Below are 20,870 nucleotides of genomic sequence, written 5' to 3'. Positions count from 1 at the left end.
CCGAATTTCCTGTTCGATCGGGCCCGTGTCGCGCCGGCGCGGACCGGGGTGACGAGGTGGCCAGATGAGCGCGGAGGACCGAGATAAGGAGCGAGGCCATCCGTACTGGATCCGAGCGGCCATCGGGCGGCCCGTCCGAGCCGACGCGCTGCGCGGCCCTGCGTCCGTGGCCTGGCGCTCGCGGCCGGCGTCCGTGACCGGGCGCTCGCGATCCCGTGGTCGCGGGCGCCTGGCCGCCGAGGCGATCCGCCTCGACCTCGGCGCGGGAGGGGCTCGGCTTCGGGGGTGGCCGCCGAGGCGATCCGCCTCGACCTCGGCGCGGGAGGGGCTCAGCTCCGGAGGTGCGAGGAGGCGTCGCGCTGCGCCCGGTCCTCCTCCTGGAGGATCGAGAAGACCAGCCCGGCGCCGACGATCGGGAGGAGCCAGATGAGCTGCGCCTGCCAGACCTTCTGCTTGGGCTCGTAGAGGCGGCTGCGGAAGACCCGCACGGTGACGTAGGTCTGGAAGGCGAGGAGCGCCGCGATCGCGGCGCCGAGGATGATGTCGAAGGGCGTCATGGGATGGCGCGCACCAGCCTAGCCACGAAGCGCGCGCCCGCAACCAGGCCGGGTGCGTCCGGAGCGATACCGTTGCGGTGAGCACAGAGTTGGCGCGCAGGCACCGGGCCGACCCCGGCGGCGGCCGTCGCAGGACAAACCAACTGGCCCGGAGCGCCCCCAGGCGGCGCCTCGGAGCAGGTCAACTGACCCGGAGCGCCTCCCGGTGGCCTCACGATGTGAGACAAATCACACAATACCACCTGGCAGCGGTCGGGGCAAGTCAACTGACCCGGAGCGCCTCCCGGTGGCCTCACGACGTAAGATGTCTCACCGCAAGCGCAGTCGACCGCCAGCGCAGCGCCAGTGGCCTGCCGCGACCCAGAGCCGTTCGGGTCCGATTAAAAATGCCAGTTCACTCGGCCTCACAACAAGACGGTTCAACGCCGGCTGGCCCGGCCCCGACGGGATTGTGAATGTCTTCTGGCTCGATCGGCGTACCTGTCGAGGAACACCAACGTCGAGCGGCCCGCGATGTCCATGCATCGGCCCCCGCTCGCGCGCGGACCACGCCAGCGCACCGATCGAATTGAAGCCCAGCGGGAACTGGCCAATAAGAAAGAAGACCGACCAGTCCGGCATCCCAGGGAATGAGCGCCAGGCGATCTGGTTCCGCAGATCGCGTCGGGCGCCAGAAGAGAATATGCGATGGCCAACGCTCGCTTCGCGCATGCCTCGATGATACTGGTCGCCCATGGGACGACTCAGGGGGTTGATCGCCACGCTTCTGATGCTGTCCGCGATGACCGCGACCGCGTGCGACGCCACGACATCCGCGATGCCCGCGGCCTCGCAACCGGGCGCACGACGCGTGCATCGCCAGGCTGGAAGTAGCTGGACCTGTGCTTTCCCCGAGCAGACGGACATGGGCCGCATCGATGGACGCACCGTCGTCCTCCGCGTGTACGTGGACGCCGACGGAACCGCTCGCGCGGCGCAGGTCCTGAAGGATCCGGGGAACGGTCTCGGGGAAGCCGCGGCCCAGTGCGCCATGATCAAACGCTATGTGCCAGCGAGGGATCGCTCCGGAGCACCCGTTGCCGCATGGACGCCCCCGATCTCCGTCCATTATCGGCGGTGAGGACCATGATCGACCGGACACGAGCCCGCGGCCCCACTCGATCCGCTGACGTGCGCAGGTCTCAGCGTCGCCGGAGGCCCGCCGGTGCGTGCGCTCGCCATCACGAGCAACGAGCGGCTCGGCCATCGTCCACCGCCAGAAGCCAGCCCCCCGCCCGCGCGCCTCGCCCCGCGCCCCGCCCCGCCCGACAGGCCAGAAATTCGGCGGGATCCCCGGCATGCGGCACTAGAGTGCGCCCATGGCTCGAGCTCGACCCGGAATCCGCGCGCGACGAACCTCGACGCTCCACCCCTTCCGGCTGCGCCACGGCAGCGCCCTCCTCGCCGCGGCGCTCGCCGGCGCCTGGCTCGGCGCGGCGTGCTCCACGCCGTCGTCCGGGGTCGACGGCGGCGACCTGCTCGGCGTGTTCGAGCGGGACGCGGGAGCCGGCGCCGCCTCGGCGCGGCCCTCGGCGGCCCGGCGAGACGCCGGCCCCGGCGGGACCAGCGCCCCGGCCGCGCAGCCGCCGAAGCCGCCCGAGGTGAGGCCGCCCAGCGAAGGGAGCTGCGTCGCCGAGCAGGGGCGCCCCCGTCGAGAGCTCCGCAAGACGCTCGGCAGGCCGCCCTGCCGCCGCGCCCAGGTGCTCGAGGCGCGCGACGCCGAGGGCTCGCCCCGCTACGCCTGCGTGATCGCGCCGAGCGGCGTCGAGACGCGCGCCCCGCTGCCGCTCATCATCTTCTTCCATGCCGAGGGCGACAGCCCGACCAGCGTCGACAAGAAGACGGGCCTCCGCAAGCTCGGCGCCACGTGGAACCTCACCGGCGACCCCGCGCACGCGGGCTTCATCCTCCTCGCCCCCCAGGGCCGCGCCTTCAAGGCCCCGAGCCAGGCCGAGCGCGAGCGCGGCGCGACGCCCTACACGCCGAGCGCGCCGTTCGACACCGAGTTCACCGGCGAGGACAACGTCGATGTCGCGACCGTCGACACCTTCGTCGACCAGCTGATCCAGCGGAAGCTCGTCGATCGGCGGCGCGTCTACGCGCTCGGCGCCTCCTACGGCGGCCACATGGCGGCGACCTACGCGATGCTGCGCGCCGACCGCGTCGCCGCGTTCGCCACCTACGGCAGCGACGCCCCGACCGCCACCTGGGCGTGCCCGGGCCCTCCCCCGCCCGCGATGGTCGTCTACCGCGCCTGCGACGACCTGTTCCCGTGCGCGTCGGTCGAGCGGTGGCTGCGCGCGCGCGACGCCCTCTCCGCCCAGACCTCGTTCCTGCGCCTGGATGCCGCCAACCGCGACGAGCCCCACTGCGCGCTCCGGAACCGCTGCTCCGCAAAGAAGGGCACCCTGAACCACCTGCGCTGGCCCAAGTCGCGAGAGCCCGACCTGCTCCGCTTCTTCGCGGGGCACGCCCTGGCCGTCCCCGCGCAGGTCGCGGGAACCGCCGAGCCCGCCGTCGCGCGCTGACCCCCTCCCCGCGCGCCGACATCCTTCACGCACACGGATATCCTCCACGTGCACTGATATCCTCCACGTGCACTGATATCCTCCATGCACACTGACATCCTGCACGTGCACTGACACCCTCCACGCACGCTGACGCCATCAACGCACGCTGGCGCTGCTCGACCCACGCGGGCGCCCGAGCTTCGCAGCACGTTCACCACAAAGCGTCGCGTCCCGGCGTTGAGTGGACCGGCCGTGTTGTCGTAGTGTTGCTGCCCGATGCCTGCTCAGGTCCAGCCTGCTCCCCTCTCCCCCTCGCCGGTCGGCACCTCCATCCCCGCCGGGACGCTCCGCGCCGAGATGGAATCGCGTCGCGCAACCGGACGCCGCTTCGACGTCCGCGAGGCCGTCGGCCTCGCGGTGCCGCTCTGCACGCAGCTCCACCAGCTGCACGCGCAGGGGCGGCCCCTGTTCGTGCACCCATCGTGCCTCGGCTACGGCGCGGACAGCGCCGTCCAGGTCATCGAGGAGCTCGCCCACACCGCGCCCGTCCTGCCGCGCGACCTCGCCTGCCTCGCGCCCGAGGCGCGCAAGGGCGGCGGGGGCGACGCGCGCGCGAGCGTCTTCGCGGTCGGCGCCATCCTGTACGAGATGCTCACGGGCGGCAGCGTCGGCCCGGGGATGCGGCGGCCTGCCGAGGTGGTCCCGGACCTGCCGCCCGCCCTGGAGACCGTGCTCGGCAACTCGCTCGTGGCCGATCCGAGCCACCGCCCGGCCGACCTCGCCGCCCTCGCGCAGGCGCTCCACCAGCTCGCCGCGAGCGCGTCGGTGCGGCCGCCCGGCGCCGACGCATCGCACGGCGACGGCGACGTCGAGGTCGATGTCGCCCTCTCCACGGCGCCGCCGACCGGGCCTGCGCAGGAGCCGCGCGTCCCGTCCGCGCCGTCCATGCCGAGGATCCAGGCGGTCTCCGGGGACGGGCCGTTCGCGGTCGCCATCCCGGTCAGCCAGCCGGCGGGCCTGCGCGGCAACGACCCGACCCGCAAGCTCGCCGACCTCAAGGCCGCGCTCGAGTCCGACCCGCGCCCGCGGTACGTCGTCATCAAGGACGGCATGGACCACGGGCCGTTCTCGGCCGTGGAGCTGCTCCAGCAGATCGCGTCCGGCTCCTTCACGGGCGATCACGTGCTGCGCGACGCGATCTCCGGGGGGGAGCGCGCCATCCAGGAGTACGAGGAGTTCGCCCAGTTCGCCGAGCAGGCGAAGCTGAACCGGGACATCGTGCAGGAGAAGCGCGCCCTCGACGCCGTGGTGTCGGCCGAGAAGCAGGGCGCGCAGTACAAGGCGCTCATCGGCATGGCGCTGATGGGCGTCATCCTCGCCGCGGGCGCGGGCTGGTGGTACCGCGAGCGCGCCCACAAGGAGCAGGAGCTCGCGGTGCGGGACGCGACCGACCGCGTGGCGATCGAGGTCGACGCCGGCCTCGGCGGCGCCAAGGCGGCGCGCGCCGGCCGGGCGCGGCCGAGCGGCGGCGGCAGCTACCCGACCCTCGGCGGCGGCCTGAGCTGCGAGGCGGCGCAGTCGCGCTACGTCGAGGAGTACAAGCTCGGCAACAACGGCCCGCCCGATCTCACGGCCGGCGCCTACGGCAACGTGCTGAACCGCGGCACCTACCTGAACGCGTGCAACGTGCCGTCGAGCATGGAGGTGAGCGTGTGCGCCGCCGTGCAGAACGGCCGCGCCGTGGGGGTCACCGTCACGACGCGCCCGTCGAACCCGGGCGTCGCCTCGTGCGTGTCGAGGCAGATCCGCGGTATGTCGTTCCCGTCGCACCCGCGCCTCGACGTCGCCCGCACGACCTTCTCCGCCAACTGAGGCGGGCGGGCGCGTCCCCTCCCCGACGACCGTGCCCGTGCCCCCGCCCCCGATGATCCGTATCGAGCAGCTGACGAAGAGCTTCGGCGCCATGCCCGTCCTCCGGGGCGTCGACCTGGAGGTGCCCGCCGGCTGCCTGTACGGGCTGATCGGGCCGGGCGCCGCGGGCAAGAGCGTGCTCCTCAAGATGATCACCGGCCTGCTGCGGCCGGATCGCGGGCGCGTGCTCGTCGACGGGAAGGACGTGCACGCGCTCAGCGAGATCGAGCTCCAGGCGTTCCGCCTCAAGTTCGGGATGCTGTTCCAGAACAACGCGCTGTTCGACTACATGACCGTGGGCGAGAACATCGCGTTCCCGCTGCGGCGGCTCTACGACCTGAGCGAGGAGGAGATCCAGGAGCGGGTCGCGGAGCGGCTGCGCGTGGTGTCGCTCGCGGGCTTCGAGGACCGGACGCCGGCGGGGCTGTCCGGCGGCCAGAAGAAGCGCGTCGGCGTGGCGCGCGCCACGATCACGCGCGGCGAGATCGTCCTGTACGACGAGCCCGCCGCCGGGCTGGATCCGGTGACGTCGCAGCGCATCTTCGAGCTGCTCCGCGCCGAGCAGCGGGCGATGAACGCGACCGTGGTGATGGTCTCGAGCGATCTCGATCGGCTGCTCACGGTTACCGACCGGGTCGGGATGCTCTTCCGCGGCCGGCTCATCTTCGACGGCACGACGGAGGAGGCCAAGGCGAGCGACGACCCGCGCGTGCGGCAGTTCGTCCACGGGCTGACCGAGGGACCACTTTAGAGCGCCGAACAAAACCGGACCGAGCCAGGCGGCCGAGGGTGGGTGCAGCGCTAGGCGCGACGAGGAGCCCTACTGAAGTAGGGCGACGAGGAGCAACGACGCGATGCGCCCGCCCTCGGCCGCCTGGCGACGGGAGGTTTTGAGAGGCGCTCTTAGAACCTACGGCGCAGCCCCCCGGCGCGCGGCGGGCTCGTCGACGGGGCCCTCGCCGGTGAAGTGGAACCACTGCGTCGGATGGGCCCGGACGAAGCGCTCCATCGCGCCCATCATCTCCGCGGCCGCCCGGTCCCGCTCCGCCTCGGTCGGGCGGCGCGAGAGCCGGATCGGCGGCGCCACGACGGCCTCATACTCGAGGAAGCCCAGCCGGCGCGTGAACACCGGCAGGATCGGCGCGCCGCTCAGCGCCGCGAGCGCGAGCGGCCCCTCGGGCGCGCGCCAGCGCCCGCCCAGGAAGGTGACCTCGCGGCTGCGCATCCCGGGCGGGACGCGATCGATCTGCATGGCGACCACGCCGCCGCGCCGCAGGTGATAGAGCAACGGCAGCCCGTCGAGCGGCCCGTCGCCGATGTGCACCACCTGGACGCCCGCCCGCCGCCGCGCCGCGTCCTGGATGGCGCGCGCCTCGGGATCCCGCTCCCGCTGCATCGCCAGCACGACGCCGGCCGGGTGCACCACGCCGAGCACCTGGCCGGCGATGTCCCAGCCCCCGGTGTGCGCCGTGACGATGAGGACCCCGCGCCCGGCCGCCGCGGCCGCGTGGTAATGCTCGACGCCCCGGGTCCGGCTGACCACCGTGTAGCCGCGGTCGCTCGCGAGCAGGAGCGCCTCGGTGATGCAGCGCCCGTAGGTGGCGAAGACCTCGGCGGCGTCGAGCAGGTCGACGACGCGCGACCGCGGCCCGCGGACGCGGCGGAGGGTCTGCTCGACGCGCCGGCGCACCTCGGGGAGCGCGGCCGCGAAGAGCACGCCGAAGACCGGCGGGCTGTGGCGCACCCACGGCTCCGGCCCGCGCGTGACGCCCGCGGTGAGGGCGCGGCGCCAGAAGGCCGAGTCGGGGCGGAGGCGGGAGAGGAGAGCGCCGCGCAGGCGAGGCATGCGCCGCCGATCTAGCGCAAACGAAACGCCCGAGGGAGGGGCTTCGAGCTGCGCTGTCTCACTCGCCCCGTCGCCCCGCCCAATCGGCCGCTCGTCCGAGGCGCTCTCGCGAGGAGCCCAGTCCGGCCGCACAGGAACAGCGCGTGGCGCCAGGCAGATCCCGACCGAGAAAACAGGTTCATCGGGCGCAAAGCCTTCTGTTACAAGGCAACTCGCAAGGGGGCGTTTGACATGAATATCCTGCTCGTCGATGACCAGCACGTCGTACGGGAGGCGCTGGCGCATGCGCTCGCGTCCCAGCCAGGGGTGGCCGCGGTCGTCCAGGCCGGGAGCGCGCGAGAGGCGCTCCGCGCGCAGGAGCTCCACCGCTGTCAGGTGGCGGTGATCGAGCTCTGCCTCGCCGACCGGAGCGGCACGGAGCTCATCCGGGAGCTCAAGGCCATCGCCGAGATCCGCGTGGTCGTGCTCTCGATGCACCGGGACGAGTTCCGGGTGGCGGAGGCGATGCGGGCAGGCGCGGACGGCTACCTGTCCAAGCAGAGCCGGCTCGCCGACGTCATGGAGGCGCTGCGCACCGTGGTCCGCGGGCGCACGGCGGTCTCGCCGGACGTGAGCGCGGCGATGGTGCGCGCGCTCCAGCGGCGCGACGCGGCAGGAGGCGACATGGTGGCCACGCTGAGCGAGCGGGAGCGGCAGGTGCTCCGGTTCCTCGCGATGGGGCGCTCGGCCAAGGAGGTCGCCGCGCTGCTGTCGATCAGCGTCAAGACCGTCGAGACGCACCGGGCGCGCCTCTGCGCGAAGGTGGCGACGCACAGCGTGGCCGACCTGACCCGGCTGGCGGTGCGATCCGGCCTGGTCGAGGCCTAGCGCCTCGCCGCGGACCTCACGCCGCGGCGGTGGCCGCCCGCGGAGCGACCCGGAGCGCAGGCAGGGTCTTCCCGATCAGCGCCGAGCCGATGGCGAACCCCGAGAGCGTGAGTCGCATGCGGAGCACGTCCAGCATCCCCTGATGATGGAGCACGGTCAGCGTGCTGCGGACATCCCTGCGGCGGACGCGCAGCCGTTCGACCAGCGTGTCGAGTGTCTCCGTGCGCCCCTCGATCTGGGCGAGGGCGAGCGCCTGCAGGAGAGTCGCGGCCAGGATTTTCTTGTCCATGAGAGCACCCTAGGAATCTCCACAGGGAGTGCCCACTTTTCGGTGACGATTTCTTGTGCCGGGAGGTCAATCACCCATCGGGCCACGGGCACCCCGTAAGCGGCTCATCCTGCGCCCGATACCTACCTGCGTGCCTCGGTGGAATACCTGGCCCCCCGCGGTCCGCGCCGCCGCGCGGGAGCGCGCGCGGCTGGAAAGACTCCGATCGAGCAGGGGAGGCTCCCCGGACGGCGCGTCATCCAGTGAATCCACGCGTCGCGCGGATACGCGATCTCGCGGGACGCGTCGAGGGCGCCTTCCGCTCGAGACGGCGCGGAGCTCCCGTGACGCGTCGTGTGGTCAGGCTCTCGATGCGTCCTGATCTCTCCGCCTGCGGTGCTGGCGCTCACCGGCGGCCGGCGTCGGCGCGCGATCGGGCCCGATGCCGTCGCCGGGCGGAGCGCGAGCCGCGCTATGCTGGAGCGCCCCCATGCGCGCAGGAACGATCGTCGGCGACAGGTTCGAGATCGAGCGCCTCGCGGGCTCGGGCGGCATGGGCGATGTGTACCGGGCGCGCGATCGGTGGAGCGGCGACACGGTCGCGATCAAGATCCTGCGGCGCTCCGGAGAGATGGAGTCGAGCCGCTTCCTGCGCGAGGTCAGGGCGCTCGCCGCGCTGCAGTCCCCGGGGATCGTGCGGTACATCGCCGACGGCGTCACGGGCGCGCAGGAGATGTACCTGGCCATGGAGTGGCTCTCGGGCGAGACGCTCTCGCAGCGCCTCTCCCGGGCCGAGCTCACGATCGCCGAGAGCCTCGCGCTCGGCGCGCGCATCGCGGCCGCGCTCGGCGTCGTCCACCGGGAGGGCATCGTCCACCGCGACCTGAAGCCGAGCAACATCTTCCTCGCGGGCGGCGCCGCCGAGCGCGTCACCCTGATCGATTTCGGGATCGCGCGCGTGTCCGGCGTCGAGCAGCGGCTCACCGCGACCGGCGCGATGCTCGGGACCCCGGGCTACATGGCGCCGGAGCAGGCGCGCGGCGAGCCGGACGTCGACGCCCGGGCGGACGTCTTCTCCCTCGGCTGCGTGCTCTTCAAGTGCCTCACCGGGCGCGCGCCGTTCCTCGGCCTCGATCCGCTCTCCGTGGCGCTCAAGATCGTCCTGGAGGAGCCGCCGCGGATCCGGGAGCTCCGCCCGGAGCTCCCGGCCGCGGTCGACGCGCTGATCGCCAGGATGCTCGCGAAGCTGCCGGACCGCCGCCCGCGCGACGGCGACGCGGTGGCGGCCGAGCTCGCCGCGCTGAGCGAGCGCCTGCTCGAGTGGCCCAGCGCGTCCTCGATGAGCGCGCGGTCGCGCGAGATCACGAGCAGCGAGCGGAAGGTCGTGAGCCTGGTCCTCGCGCGCGACGCCGTCACCCAGGGGGCCCCGGCGGCCCGGGCCCCGGAGCTCGAGCGGCGGGCGCGGGCGCTGCGCGCGGTGGCGGAGCGCTACCAGGGGCAGCTCGAGATCCTCGCCGACCAGTCGCCCGTCGTCGTGCTCTCGAGCGCGGGCGCCCCGACCGATCTCGCCGCGCGCGCGGCGCGCTGCGCGCTCTCCCTCCGGGCGGTGCTCGGCCGGGCGCCGGTGGCGCTCGTCTCCGGGCGCGCGGAGCTCTCGCCGCGGGCGCCCGTCGGCGAGCTGATCGACCGCGCGGTCCTCCTGCTCGCCGCGGATCGCGGCGCCGCCGGGGCGGCCCCGATCCTGCTCGACTCGGTGACGGCGGGCCTGCTCGGCGGCCGGTTCGACGTCGCGCCCGCCGGCGCGGCGCACTGCCTGCGCGGGGAGCGGGACGACCTCGACGCGCCGCCGCTCCTGCTCGGCAAGCCGACGGCGTGCGTGGGCCGCGAGCGCGAGATCGCGCTCCTCGAGACCGCGTTCGTCCAGTGCGTCGAGGAGTCGCTCGCCAGCGCGGCGATCGTCGTCGGGCCGGCCGGGTCGGGCAAATCGCGGCTGCGCTACGAGCTGATCCAGCGGCTGCGCGCGCGCGGCGACGGGGCGCAGGTGTGGATCGGGCGGGGCGACCCGATGCGCGCCGGCTCCGCCTTCGGGCTGCTCGCGCAGGCGCTGCGGCGCGCGATCGGCCTGTTCGACGACGAGCCGCTCGCGGCGCGGCGGCAGAAGATCCGGGCGCGGATCGAGCAGCGCGGGGTCAAGGACGGCGCGCGCGTCGCCGCCTTCCTCGGCGAGATGGTCGGCGCGCGGTTCCCCGACGACGACGACGTGCGGCTCCGGGCGGCGCGGCGCAACCCGGTGCTCATGAACGATCAGCTCCGCGTGGCCTGGGAGGACTTCCTCCGGGCCGAGTGCGCGCGCGGGCCGGTGGTGCTGGTGCTCGAGGACCTGCAGTGGGGCGACCTGCCCACGGTGACGCTCGTGGACGGGGCGCTGCGCAACCTGAGGGAGCTGCCGCTGCTCGTGCTCGCGCTCGGGCGGCCGGAGGTGCGCGAGACGTTCCGGGATCTGTGGACGAGCCACGGCGCGCTGGAGGTGCGCCTCGCGACGCTGCCGCGCCGGGCGAGCGAGCGGCTGGTGCGGCAGGCGCTCGGGCAGGACGCGAGCGACACGCTCGTGCAGGCGCTCGTGGAGCGCGCGGACGGCAACGCGTTCTACCTGGAGGAGCAGATCCGCGCCGTGGCCGAGGGCAAGGGCGCGGGGGTGCCGGAGACGGTGCTCGTGATGGTGCAGGCGCGCCTCGAGGCGCTGGATCTCGAGATGCGGCGCGCCCTGCGGGCGGCGAGCATCTTCGGCGAGACGTTCTGGCGGGGCGGCGTCGCGGCGCTGATGGGCGGCGCGGACGCCGCGCGCCCGCTCGAGATGCTGGAGCAGCGCGAGCTGATCGTGGGCGGCAGGGGGGAGAGCCTCGCCGGCGAGGTCGAGTACAGCTTCCGGCACGCGCTCATCCGGGAGGCGGCGTACGGGATGCTCACCGAGCGCGACCGGGAGCTCGGGCACTGGCTCGCGGGCGAGTGGCTGGAGCGCGCGGGCGAGGCCGACGCGGCGCTGCTCGCGGAGCACTTCGAGCGCGGCGGGGACCCGGGGCGGGCCGTGGTCTTCTACGAGCGCGCGGCGGAGCAGGCGCTGCGCGGCAACGACCTGGTCGCCACCCTCGATCTCGCCGAGCGCGGCGTCCGGTGCGGCGCCGCCGGGGAGCTGCTCGGCGCGCTGCGGCTCGTGCAGGCCGAGGCCCACGTCTGGCGCGGCGAGTTCGCGCAGGGCGAGCAGCGCGGCGTCGAGGCGGCGGAGCAGCTCCACCCCGGGTCCGCGCCGTGGTTCCGCGCGGTCCAGCAGTCCGCGGTCGCGGCGGGCAAGCAGGGGTACTACGACCGCGTCGAGCGCTGGGCGAGCAGGGCGACCGCGGAGCCGCCCGACGAGGGCGCGGAGAGCGCCCGGCTGGCCTGCCTGGCGGAGTGCGCGGGCTTCGTCGCCTTCGGCGGCAACTACGCCGCGGCCAACGCGCTGATCGAGGAGCTCAGCCGCGGGGTGAGCCAGCAGAGCGCGCCGGACCCCGAGCTGATGGGCAGGCTGTACTACGCGCGATCGGTGGGCCTCCTGGCCTCCGGCAGCCTCGGCGATTGCCTCGAGTGCACGGAGGCGTCGCTCGCCGCGTTCGAGCGCGCCGGCGATCGCCGCAACGCGTGCGTCGCGCGCAACAACCTCGGCTCCTTCTACGCGGAGCTCGGCGCGTTCGATCGCGCCGAGGAGGCGCTGCGCACGTCCATGGCCGAGGCGGAGCGCATGGGGCTGCACGATCCGGCGATGCTCGCCCTCGCCAACCTCGGCCACGTGCTCGCGTACCGCGGCCAGCTCGCGGAGGCGAAGCGGGCCCTGCGGAGGGCGATCGAGGCAGAGGAGCGGCAGGGCGACCCGCGCGCCGCGGGCACGTCGCGGACGTACCTCGCCGAGGCCGCCCTCCTCTCCGGCGAGCTCGACGCGGCCGAGCGCGACGCGCGCGCGGCGGCGGCGGCGCTGGACGTGGTGCCGCCGCTCCGCGCCGCGGCGCTCGCGGTGGGGGCCCAGGCGCTGCTCGGCCTCGGGCGCGCCGGCGAGGCGCTCGCGGCGGCGGAGGAGGCGATGTCGCTGCTCCTCTCGCTGGGCACCGTCGAGGAGGGCGAGTCCCGCGTGCGCCTCGCCTACGCCGAGTCGCTCGCCGCGAACGGCAAGCAGGCCGAGGCGACGGCCGCGATCGTGGCGGCGCGCGAGCGGCTGCTCGCGCGCGCCGAGCGGGTCGGCGCGCCGGCCTGGCGCGAGCGCTTCCTGGCCCGCGAGGAGAACGCCCGGACGCTCGCGCTCGCCGACCAGTGGACCGGCGAGCCCGCGTGACGGTGGTGGGGCACGTCGGGGGCTCCCGGTGGTGAGCACCCCAGACGGGTGATTGATGAGGACGATGGATGAAGAGCGGGGCTACAGCTTGCCCCGGACGTAGGCCCGCTGGAGCGTCAGCTTCGGGGGGCCGGACGCGACCTCGAACGATTCCGGCCTGCCGTCCGGGGCGAGGCTGCCCACGAGGCGCATCGTGCGAACAGAGACCGAGACAGTGCCCGACGCGTCCCGTTGATACCGGACGTCCACGGGCTTCGTCGGGTCGATGGACGGCGCGTACTCCTGCTGCTTGAAGTCGAAGGACCCCTTCTTCTTCAGCAGGCGCGCGAGCGCCGAGGCGGTGCCGATCGGCGAGGGCAACCACGCCTTGGCCGCGGGGGAGAACGTCCCCTGGACCTTCTTGCCCTCGACCTCGCCCGAGTACTCGTACTGGAAGTTCGCCTTCTGCGACAGCTCGATCCGGTGGTTCGCCTTGCCCTCGGACGACTCGATCCAGACGCCCCCGCGGAGGCGCCCCGCAGCGTCGACGAGCACGTTGGACGCCTCGTCCTCGATACGCAAGGTCTTCGGGTCCGTCGGCGCGAGCATGGTCGCGCGCGTGAACCACCGCCGCTGGCCGCCCTCGTCCTTGAGGAGATCGCTCGTCTCGAAGCCGATGGGGACCTCGCCGACGCGCAGGATCAACGTCTCGGTGTACTCGGGCTTCGGGCGCGCGTCCCTCGCCTCGAGGGAGTCGAAGAGCTCCTTGGAGAGCCGCTCGAACGTGCGGACATAACCGAGCTCGTCGTGCACGCAGGCGATGGGGTGCGCCCTGTCCGCGTGCATCGCGATCTTGAGCAGGCCGGCGGCCTTCCCGCGCTCGGTCGCGGCCAGGTAGAGCGCCTGGACGAACATCGCGGGGCTCTCCCGGTGCACGCTGGCCTCCCACGGCTGGATGCGCGCGATCTCCGCCTTGCCGGGATCGAGGAGCTGGATGAACTGCCGTATCGCCTCGCCCGAGTCGAGCATGGAGCTGTAAACGAAGCACTCGACGGGGCTCGCCGTGCCGATGGGGATGGAGAGCGAGACCATCTTGTCCTTCTCCACGACCCTCGGCGCCCCGGCCGCGAGCGCGCGCACCGACCACGCCGCGGTGCGGACGTCGCGGGCGCTCAGCCCGGAAGCCTCGCGGGCGAGCGCCTTCTCGAGATCGAACGGCTCCTGCGAGGCCGGCGCGGGGGCCGGCTCGGGCTCGCGCGCCCCCGTCGAGGCGGCGGACCCGCCGCATCCCGCGAGCAGCGCCAGAGACAGCGCGGTGAGGGCCGCGCCGCGCGCCGACCGCGAGGGGCGGCCGCGCGAGCGGCTCGTGTTCGGTGAGGAGAGCTGGCGCTCGGTGGGCCGAGCTCCCGGGATCGGAAACGCCATCGTGGGATTCTCCTGCGATGTCCCCTGCCCCCCGGGAGCGTCCCTTGGCGGCTCCAGGTGCACGGAAGGACGAAGCGCGGCCACGAGACGGCAGCGGTACCGTGATGTCAAGGCGCGATGCGTCGGCCCCGGCGCGCGCTGATGCCCCCGAGCCAGACGGCCCATGGAGGCCGAAGCCGCGTCACTGGAAAATGACATCTCCAGGACACGCAGGCGGCGCGCCGAGGTGCCCCCTCGGCGAGGCACTTCATCTCAACGCCTGGGGCGGCTTCGCACGTGAGCACGCACAGTGGGGCAGTTTGCCGCAGCCAGAACCTCGATGAAACGCTCGCCCCGACCGGGTGGCGCTCGACGACCTCTCCCGTTTCTTCCCCGGGATTTCTTCGATCTCTTCCGTCTGGCACCCACGTTGCAGCGCTTGCCAGGGTCGCCGGTTCCGCCGGCGCGACGTGGCGAAGCAGCAGGCGGTCACGTCGTAGGTGACGTTCACGAGGCAACCTATCCGAGGAGTGGATCATGGGACAGAGCGGCGAGAGCAAGCGGGGATTCGCGGCGATGAACGCGGAGCAGCAGCGCCAGATCGCGAGCCAGGGCGGCAAGGCGGCGCACGAGAAGGGCACGGCGCACGAGTTCACGTCCGAGGAGGCCCGCGCGGCCGGTCGCAAGGGCGGTGAGGTCGTCAGCCAGAACCGCGAGCACATGGCCCAGATCGGGCGGAGGGGCGCCGTGGCCCGGAGCCAGGGGCTCGGCCTGGGCCGGGGTCGCAACGGCCAGCGGGGCGGCCGTGAGCAGCTCGCGAGCGCGGGCGAGCAGCAGCAGGAGACCTGAGCCACAGGAGCGCGCCGCTCGAGGTCCTCGAGCGCCGCCTCCCATGACGAAGAACCGCCCTACTCCGACCGCTCGTCGACCCCTGCCCCTTCCTCGAGCAGCGGATCCTCGCACAGCGGGTCGTCGTCGAGCGCGAGGTCGTCCTCGCCCGACGCGCCGTCGTCGGCCGCGCGCGCGCCGGCGGCTGCGGCGCCGGCGGGGGGCATCCGCCACCCGCCGGCCACGGAGCCGGGCGGCCAGGCCCTGAGCCCGGGCGGCGGCGTGAAGCCATCGAGGTCGTCTTTCGCGTCGTGCCCTGCCGCCGCCGCGCGGAGGGCCCACCCGGGCGCGTTCGCCGGCGCCGATCGCGGCCGCCACGAGGCCGGCTCGGGCGTCGGGGCGCGCTTGAGGTAGCCGTGCGCTCCCGAGGTGAAGCCGGCGGCGGCGAGCGCGGACGAGAGCGGCGACGCGTGCGCCGGCTCGCCGTCGATGGTGGCCACGAGGACCGCGCGCCGCCGCCCCTCGTGGATGAGCGCCGCGAGCGCCGACGCGATGGCCCGGATCGCCGCGCCCCGCTCGGGCTCGGCCCCGGGCAGGAACGTGATGAGGCTCCGCTCGGTGCGGCCCATCCAGGCGAGCAGCCTGCCGTCGCGCAGGATCACCAGGGCCCCCGCGGCGCGCTGCGGGCGGACCGGGCCGCGCGGCGACGCCCCGGCGCCGTCGTCGCCCGCGCGCGGCGCGAGCTCCGGCCACCGGAGGGCGGAGCCCCAGGGGTTCGCCGGGTCCGTGGCCGCGAGCACGAGCGTGCGCGGCTCGTCGGACGGCTCGCGGCACGCCCGGAGGCGATCGTCGGCGCCGGGCACCGCGAACTGCGCGGCGCCCAGCCCGGCGATGAAGTAGCCGCGCCGCGCCTGCCCGGCCTCCTCCATGGCGCGGAGCACGTCGTACACGGCCGAGAAACCGCCCGCGAGCCCTTCGGCCGCCGCGGCCTCGCGCGTGAGCACGCCGTGGCGCGCGAGCAGCGCGCGGGCGAGCGCCGCGCGGCGCTCGGTCTCGCCGGGCGCGCCGGCCGCCCCGGGCTCGCCGGCCGCGGCGCCAGGCGCGCCGGCCTCACCCCCGGGAGGCGCCAGGAGCGACCAGCGCCCTTCGCTGCCGGGCGGGCCGATCCGGCGCGCCCGCAGGGCGGGCACGCCGCGGCCCGGCGCGGCACGGTCGCGGTCCCGCCGCCGGCCGCCGCTCGACCGGGCCTCGCGGCCGAGGGCGCGCAGCGGGGCGAGCGTGTCGTTCGTCACCTCGCCGGCCCACACGAGGTCCCAGAGCGCGGCGAGCAGATCGGCGCCGAAGGCGCCGGTCTCGCGCGCGAGATCCGAGAAGAAGAGGGCGCCGCGGCGCGCGAGCGCGGCGCGGATGCGCTCGGCGAGCGGCCCCTCGGCGCGGCCGGGCGGCGGGACGAGGTAGGGGTAGGCCTCGGCGAGGTAGAGCGCGACGCGGCCGTCGCCGTCGCCGACCGGCTCGATGCCGCGCCAGAGGACCTCGCCGGCCGCGCAGAGCGCGTCGAGGTCGCCGGGGCGGTAGCCCTCGACCCGGGCGGGCAGGATCTCGGCTTCCAGCGCGAGGGCCGGGAGGGGCGCGCCCTGGAGCTGCTCGATCACCGCGAGCAGCCCGTCGATGCCCCGCCGGCGGCGGTGCAGGCCGTGCCAGTCGGCGAGGAAGCGGGCGTAGGCCTCGGGCGGGACCGGCTCGACCTCGGCGCGGAGCCGCGCGAGCGAGCGGCGCTTGAGCGAGCGCAGGACCTCGGCGTCGCAGAACTCCCGGCCGCGGCCGCCGGGGAGGAACTCGCCCTCGATCACGCGGCCGCGCTCCGCGAGCCGCGCGAGCGCGGAGAGGACCGGCGCCGGGCCGAGGCCGAAGCGCCGGGCCACGTCGTCCGCGCGGAAGGGGCCGTGCGTGCGCGCGTAGCGGGCGACGAGCTCGCCGAGCGGATCCGCGCCGGGCTCGAGGAACGCGGGCGGCAGGTCGGGCGGCGGCGCGATCCCGAGGGCGTCGCGGAGCCGGCCCGCGTCCTCGACGGCGGCGACGCGGCGCTCGCCGGCGATCTGGATCTCGATGGCCCGCCGGTCGCGGACGAGCTCGTCGATCCACGCGCGGGCGCGCTCGCGGGCCGCGCCGGGCGGGACGTCGGGGCCCTCGGCGCGCCGGGCGATCTCGTCGCGCGAGAGATCGCCGAGGGAGAGCAGGAGATCGTGCGCGTGGTCCTCGTGCTTGAGCGGCGCGCGGCCGTCGAGCCGCTGGAGCGACGCCTCGAGCGCCGCCACGGCCTCGGCGTCGAACAGCTCGCGCAGCTCGGCCTCGCCGAGCAGCTCGCGCAGGCGGGCGTGATCGATGGCGAGCGCCTGCGCCCTGCGCTCGGCGAGCGGGAGGTCGCCCTCGTAGATGAAGTTGCCGGCGTAGGCGAAGAGCAGCGTGGCGGCGAACGGGGACGGCGCGCGGACGTCGACCGTGACGACGCGGACCTCGCGGGCCGCGATCCGGCGGAGGAGGCCCTCGAGCGCGGTGAGGTCGAAGACGTCGCGCAGGCACTCCCGGTAGGTCTCGAGCAGGATGGGGAAGGAGCCGTAGCGGGACGCGACGGCGAGCAGGTCGGCGGCGCGCTTGCGCTGGGCCCAGAGCGGCGAGCGCTTGCCGGGGAACTTGCGCGGCAGGAGCAGCGCCCGGCCGGCGCACTCGCGGAAGCGCGAGGCGAAGAGGGCGGTGCCGCCGAGGCCGCGGACGAGCAGGTCCTCGACCTCGTCGGCCTGGGGCAGGAGCTGCTTCGCGTCGGGGGGCGCCTCGGACCCGGGGAGGCGCAGCACGATGCCGTCGTCGGTCCACACGGTGTCGACGGCGAGGCCGAGCTCGAGCCGGCATTTCTCGGCGATGCAGGTCGACAGCGGGGCGTGCACGCGGCCGCCGAACGGCGAGAGGAGGCAGACGCGGTGGTCGCCGACCTCGTCGACGAAGCGCTCCAGGACGAGGGTGCGGTCGCTCGGGACCTCGCCGGTGGCGGCGGCCTGGTCGCGCACGTAGCGGACGAGGTTCTGGGCCGCGCGCGCGTCGAGGCCGTGCTCGTCCGAGAGCGCGCGCCCGGCCTCGGCGTCGGGCAGGGCCGCGAGGCGGCGCGCGAGGGCGCCGATGGAGGCGCCGAGCTCGACGTTGCGCCCGGCCTGATCGCCGCGCCAGAACGGCATCTTGCCCGGCTCGCCGGGCGCGGGGACGACGAGGACGCGGTCGTGGGTGATGTCGGTGATGCGCCACGAGGAGGCGCCGAGGAGGAAGACCTCGCCCTCGCGGGCCTCGAAGACCATCTCCTCGTCGAGCTCGCCGACGCGGCGGCCGGGGCGCGCGGCGTCGCCGCCGGTGTCGAGGAAGACGCCGTACAGGCCGCGATCGGGGATGGTGCCGGCGTTGACGACGGCGAGGCGCTTCGCGCCCTTCCTGGCGCGCACGGCGCCGCCCACGCGGTCCCAGACGACGCGGGGGCGGAGCTCGGCGAACTCGTCGGAGGGGTAGCGGCCGGAGAGCATGTCGAGCACGCCCTCGAAGCTCGCGCGGGGCAGGTCGGCGAAGGGGGCGGCGCGGCGCACGAGGGCGAAGAGGGCGTCGACGTGGAGGGTGTCCATCGCGACGGCGGCGACGATCTGCTGGGCGAGGACGTCGAGGGGGTTCCTCGGGTAGAGCGTCGCCTCGACCTCGCCCTCGCGCATGCGGGCCGCGGCCGCGGCGCAGGCGAGGAGGTCGCCGCGGTGCTTGGGGAAGACGACGCCGCGCGACGTGCCGCCGACCTCGTGGCCGGCGCGGCCGACGCGCTGGAGCCCGGCGGCGACCGACGGGGGCGCCTCGAGCTGGATCACGAGGTCGACGGCGCCGAGGTCGAGGCCGAGCTCCAGCGAGGAGGTGGCGACGATGCACGGCAGGAGGCCGGCCTTGAGCCGCTCCTCGATCTGCTGGCGCTGCTCGCGGGCGATGGACCCGTGGTGGGCGAGCGCGATCTCGGCGCCGGCGGTGTCGTTGAGCGCGGCGGCGAGGCGCTCGGCGAGGCGCCGGCTGTTCACGAAGATCATCGTGGTGCGGTGGGCGCGGACGAGCTCGACGAGGCGCGGGTGGATGCTCGGCCAGATGGAGCGCTGGGGCGGCTCGGCGGGCCCCTTCGGCGGCCCCTCGCCGGCGCGCGCGGCCTCGCCGAGCTGGGTCATGTCCTCGACGGGCACCTCGATGCGGAGCTCCAGCGCCTTCTGGGCGCTCGCGTCGACGAGGGTCACCGGCCGTGGCGCGAAGCGCGCGCCGTCGCCGGCGCCGACGATCTCGCCGCCGCCGAGGAGGCGCGCGACCTCGTCGAGCGGCCGCTGGGTCGCTGACAGGCCGATGCGCTGCATCGGCCGGGTGGTGTTTCGGAGGGCCTCGAGCCGCTCGAGGGTGAGGGCGAGGTGGGCGCCGCGCTTGGTCGCGACGAGCGCGTGGATCTCGTCGACGATGACGGTCTCGACGGCGCGCAGCCGCTCGCGCGCGGCGGAGGTGAGCAGGAGGTAGAGCGACTCCGGGGTGGTGATGAGGATGTCGGGGGGTTTGCGGGCGAGGCGGGCGCGGTCCTGGGGGGCTGTGTCACCGGAGCGGACGCCGACCTGGGGGACGCGGTAGGGCAAGCCGAGGCGCTCTGCGGCGGCGGCGATGCCGGCGAGCGGGGTGCGCAGGTTGCGTTCGACGTCGATGGCGAGGGCCTTGAGCGGCGAGACGTAGACGACGCGGCATCGCTGGTCGGGCTCGGGCTCTTGCGAGGCCATGAGCCGGTCGATGGCGACGAGGAAGGCGGCGAGCGTCTTGCCGGAGCCGGTCGGGGCGAGCAGGAGGGTGGAGGCGCCCTCGAGGATGGGGGGGAACCCCTGCGCCTGGGCGGGGGTGGGAGCGGCGAAGGCGCCGCGAAACCACGCCTGGGTGGCGGGGTGGAAGTGGGCGAGCGGGTCGGCGACGGGGGGTCGTTTCCTGGCCATGAGCGGCGATCGCGCGGCCCCGGCCAGCGCGGCGCTGGCCCATGCGTCTCTGCGGGGTCGCCTTGTCTGAGCGGGGGCCTGGGTGGATGGATGGAAGAGCCATCCCCCACCGCGTCACCGCGCGCAACCATTCCATCAGCGCGCCGGCTCGCCAGGCTGCCCGGCCCAGGGGGGCGGTCTCGCCAGGCTGCCCGGGCCTACCCGAATCGATGCAAAAACCAGCTCTACGCAGGACCGGCGACGCTCGATGCGGAATCGGCAACGCGGAACCAGCGACGCTTGATGCAGAGTCACCGACGCAGAACCAGCGACTGAAGAACCCCGCCTCCCCCTCGCCAGCGACCGACCAGGCAGCTCGGACTCCCGGCGCCCCCCTCGCCGCCAGCCGGACGAGCGCTTCCGCGGGCGCCCCGCAGCCCGGACCGCGATGGACAAAAAAAACCTGCGCACAGGAACACCTGTGCGCAGGTTCGAAGAAAATCCCGGCGACGTCCTACTCTCCCACCAGGTCACCCTGGCAGTACCATCGGCTCCAAGGAGCTTAACTTCCGAGTTCGGTATGGGATCGGGTGTGGCCTCCTTGACATCATCACCGGAAACTTGTGGGTGCGTCCCTGGAACGGAGCCCTGCGGAGCCGTCTTCTCTCCTCGCTCAACGCAGGACCAGCTGTGTCACGCTGCTCGTCACCCGAGCTCCGGGCGCGACGCTTCGATGTTTGCCTTAGAAGTATGGTCAAGCCGCACGACCTATTAGTACCGGTTAGCTCCGCCGATTGCTCGGCTTCCACACCCGGCCTATCAACCTCGTGGTCTACAAGGGGTCTTTAGGGGCCTCGCGGCCCGGGACACCTGGTCTTGAGGCCGGCTTCCCGCTTAGATGCTTTCAGCGGTTATCCGTTCCGTACATGGCTACCCGGCTATGCCCTTGGCAGGACAACCGGCGCACCAGAGGTACGTCCACCCAGGTCCTCTCGTACTATGGGCAGCTCCTCTCAAGTGTCCTACGCCCACGGCAGATAGGGACCAAACTGTCTCACGACGTTTTAAACCCAGCTCGCGTACCGCTTTAATCGGCGAACAGCCGAACCCTTGGGACCTGCTCCAGCCCCAGGATGCGATGGGCCGACATCGAGGTGCCAAACCGCGCCGCCGATATGAACTCTCAGGCGCGATCAGCCTGTTATCCCCAGAGTACCTTTTATCCGATGAGCGATGGCCCTTCCATACAGAACCACCGGATCACTAACGCCTGCTTTCGCACCTGTTCGACCTGTCGG

Annotated in this window: 12 protein-coding genes and 2 rRNA genes (1 of these 14 cut by a window edge); 7 read left to right on the top strand and 7 right to left on the bottom strand. The window is 74.0% G+C overall.

What is annotated here, in order from left to right:
* Positions 1-329 precede the first annotated feature (329 nt).
* Positions 330-557, bottom strand: coding sequence for a hypothetical protein (locus WMF31_RS18325; protein WP_436603184.1), 228 nt, complete (start codon positions 555-557; stop codon positions 330-332).
* Between the two features lie 733 nt (positions 558-1,290).
* On the opposite strand from WMF31_RS18325, the gene WMF31_RS18320 reads away from it, so the two are divergent.
* The 4 genes from WMF31_RS18320 (at position 1,291) to WMF31_RS18305 (ending at position 5,768) form a co-directional block, all read left to right on the top strand.
* Positions 1,291-1,677, top strand: a complete 387-nt coding sequence (locus WMF31_RS18320) for an energy transducer TonB (protein ID WP_436603183.1) — start codon at positions 1,291-1,293, stop codon at positions 1,675-1,677.
* Positions 1,678-1,915: 238 nt separating this feature from the next.
* Positions 1,916-3,124: a hypothetical protein gene (locus tag WMF31_RS18315; RefSeq protein ID WP_436603182.1), complete on the top strand. Its 1,209-nt coding sequence runs from the start codon at positions 1,916-1,918 to the stop codon at positions 3,122-3,124.
* A 258-nt stretch (positions 3,125-3,382) separates the two neighbouring features.
* Positions 3,383-4,978, top strand: a complete 1,596-nt coding sequence (locus WMF31_RS18310; protein WP_436603181.1) for a hypothetical protein — start codon at positions 3,383-3,385, stop codon at positions 4,976-4,978.
* Positions 4,979-5,030: 52 nt separating this feature from the next.
* Positions 5,031-5,768, top strand: coding sequence for an ABC transporter ATP-binding protein (locus WMF31_RS18305; protein WP_436603180.1), 738 nt, complete (start codon positions 5,031-5,033; stop codon positions 5,766-5,768).
* A gap of 159 nt (positions 5,769-5,927) precedes the next feature.
* Here WMF31_RS18305 and WMF31_RS18300 read toward each other — a convergent pair whose 3' ends face one another.
* The gene (locus tag WMF31_RS18300) at positions 5,928-6,863 is read right to left on the bottom strand and encodes a lysophospholipid acyltransferase family protein (RefSeq protein ID WP_436603179.1); all 936 of its coding nucleotides are present in this window, start codon (positions 6,861-6,863) and stop codon (positions 5,928-5,930) included.
* 231 nt (positions 6,864-7,094) lie between these two features.
* On the opposite strand from WMF31_RS18300, the gene WMF31_RS18295 reads away from it, so the two are divergent.
* Positions 7,095-7,730, top strand: a complete 636-nt coding sequence (locus tag WMF31_RS18295) for a response regulator (protein ID WP_436603178.1) — start codon at positions 7,095-7,097, stop codon at positions 7,728-7,730.
* A 16-nt stretch (positions 7,731-7,746) separates the two neighbouring features.
* Here WMF31_RS18295 and WMF31_RS18290 read toward each other — a convergent pair whose 3' ends face one another.
* A complete protein-coding gene (locus WMF31_RS18290) occupies positions 7,747-8,019 on the bottom strand; it encodes a hypothetical protein (protein ID WP_436603177.1) in 273 nt (90 codons plus the stop codon).
* A gap of 469 nt (positions 8,020-8,488) precedes the next feature.
* On the opposite strand from WMF31_RS18290, the gene WMF31_RS18285 reads away from it, so the two are divergent.
* On the top strand, positions 8,489-12,358 hold the full coding sequence (locus tag WMF31_RS18285; protein ID WP_436603176.1) for a serine/threonine-protein kinase: 3,870 nt from the start codon (positions 8,489-8,491) through the stop codon (positions 12,356-12,358).
* An 81-nt stretch (positions 12,359-12,439) separates the two neighbouring features.
* Here the strand turns inward: WMF31_RS18285 and WMF31_RS18280 are convergent, their stop codons facing one another.
* Positions 12,440-13,762: a hypothetical protein gene (locus WMF31_RS18280; RefSeq protein WP_436603175.1), complete on the bottom strand. Its 1,323-nt coding sequence runs from the start codon at positions 13,760-13,762 to the stop codon at positions 12,440-12,442.
* Between the two features lie 516 nt (positions 13,763-14,278).
* Between WMF31_RS18280 and WMF31_RS18275 the strand changes: the two genes are divergently transcribed.
* Positions 14,279-14,590, top strand: coding sequence for a KGG domain-containing protein (locus WMF31_RS18275; protein ID WP_436603174.1), 312 nt, complete (start codon positions 14,279-14,281; stop codon positions 14,588-14,590).
* A 59-nt stretch (positions 14,591-14,649) separates the two neighbouring features.
* Here WMF31_RS18275 and WMF31_RS18270 read toward each other — a convergent pair whose 3' ends face one another.
* The 3 genes from WMF31_RS18270 to WMF31_RS18260 all read right to left on the bottom strand — a co-directional run.
* The gene (locus tag WMF31_RS18270) at positions 14,650-19,593 is read right to left on the bottom strand and encodes a DEAD/DEAH box helicase (protein WP_436603173.1); all 4,944 of its coding nucleotides are present in this window, start codon (positions 19,591-19,593) and stop codon (positions 14,650-14,652) included.
* A 480-nt stretch (positions 19,594-20,073) separates the two neighbouring features.
* Positions 20,074-20,190, bottom strand: a 5S ribosomal RNA gene (gene rrf, locus WMF31_RS18265).
* A 132-nt stretch (positions 20,191-20,322) separates the two neighbouring features.
* Positions 20,323-20,870: ribosomal RNA gene (locus WMF31_RS18260) — 23S ribosomal RNA — on the bottom strand (it continues 2,495 nt past the right edge of the window).

Origin of the sequence: Sorangium sp. So ce1036, from assembly GCF_051369805.1 — a bacterium.
GTDB lineage: Bacteria > Myxococcota_A > Polyangia > Polyangiales > Polyangiaceae > Sorangium > Sorangium cellulosum_F.
This window is presented reverse-complemented; position numbering and strand designations above follow the sequence as displayed.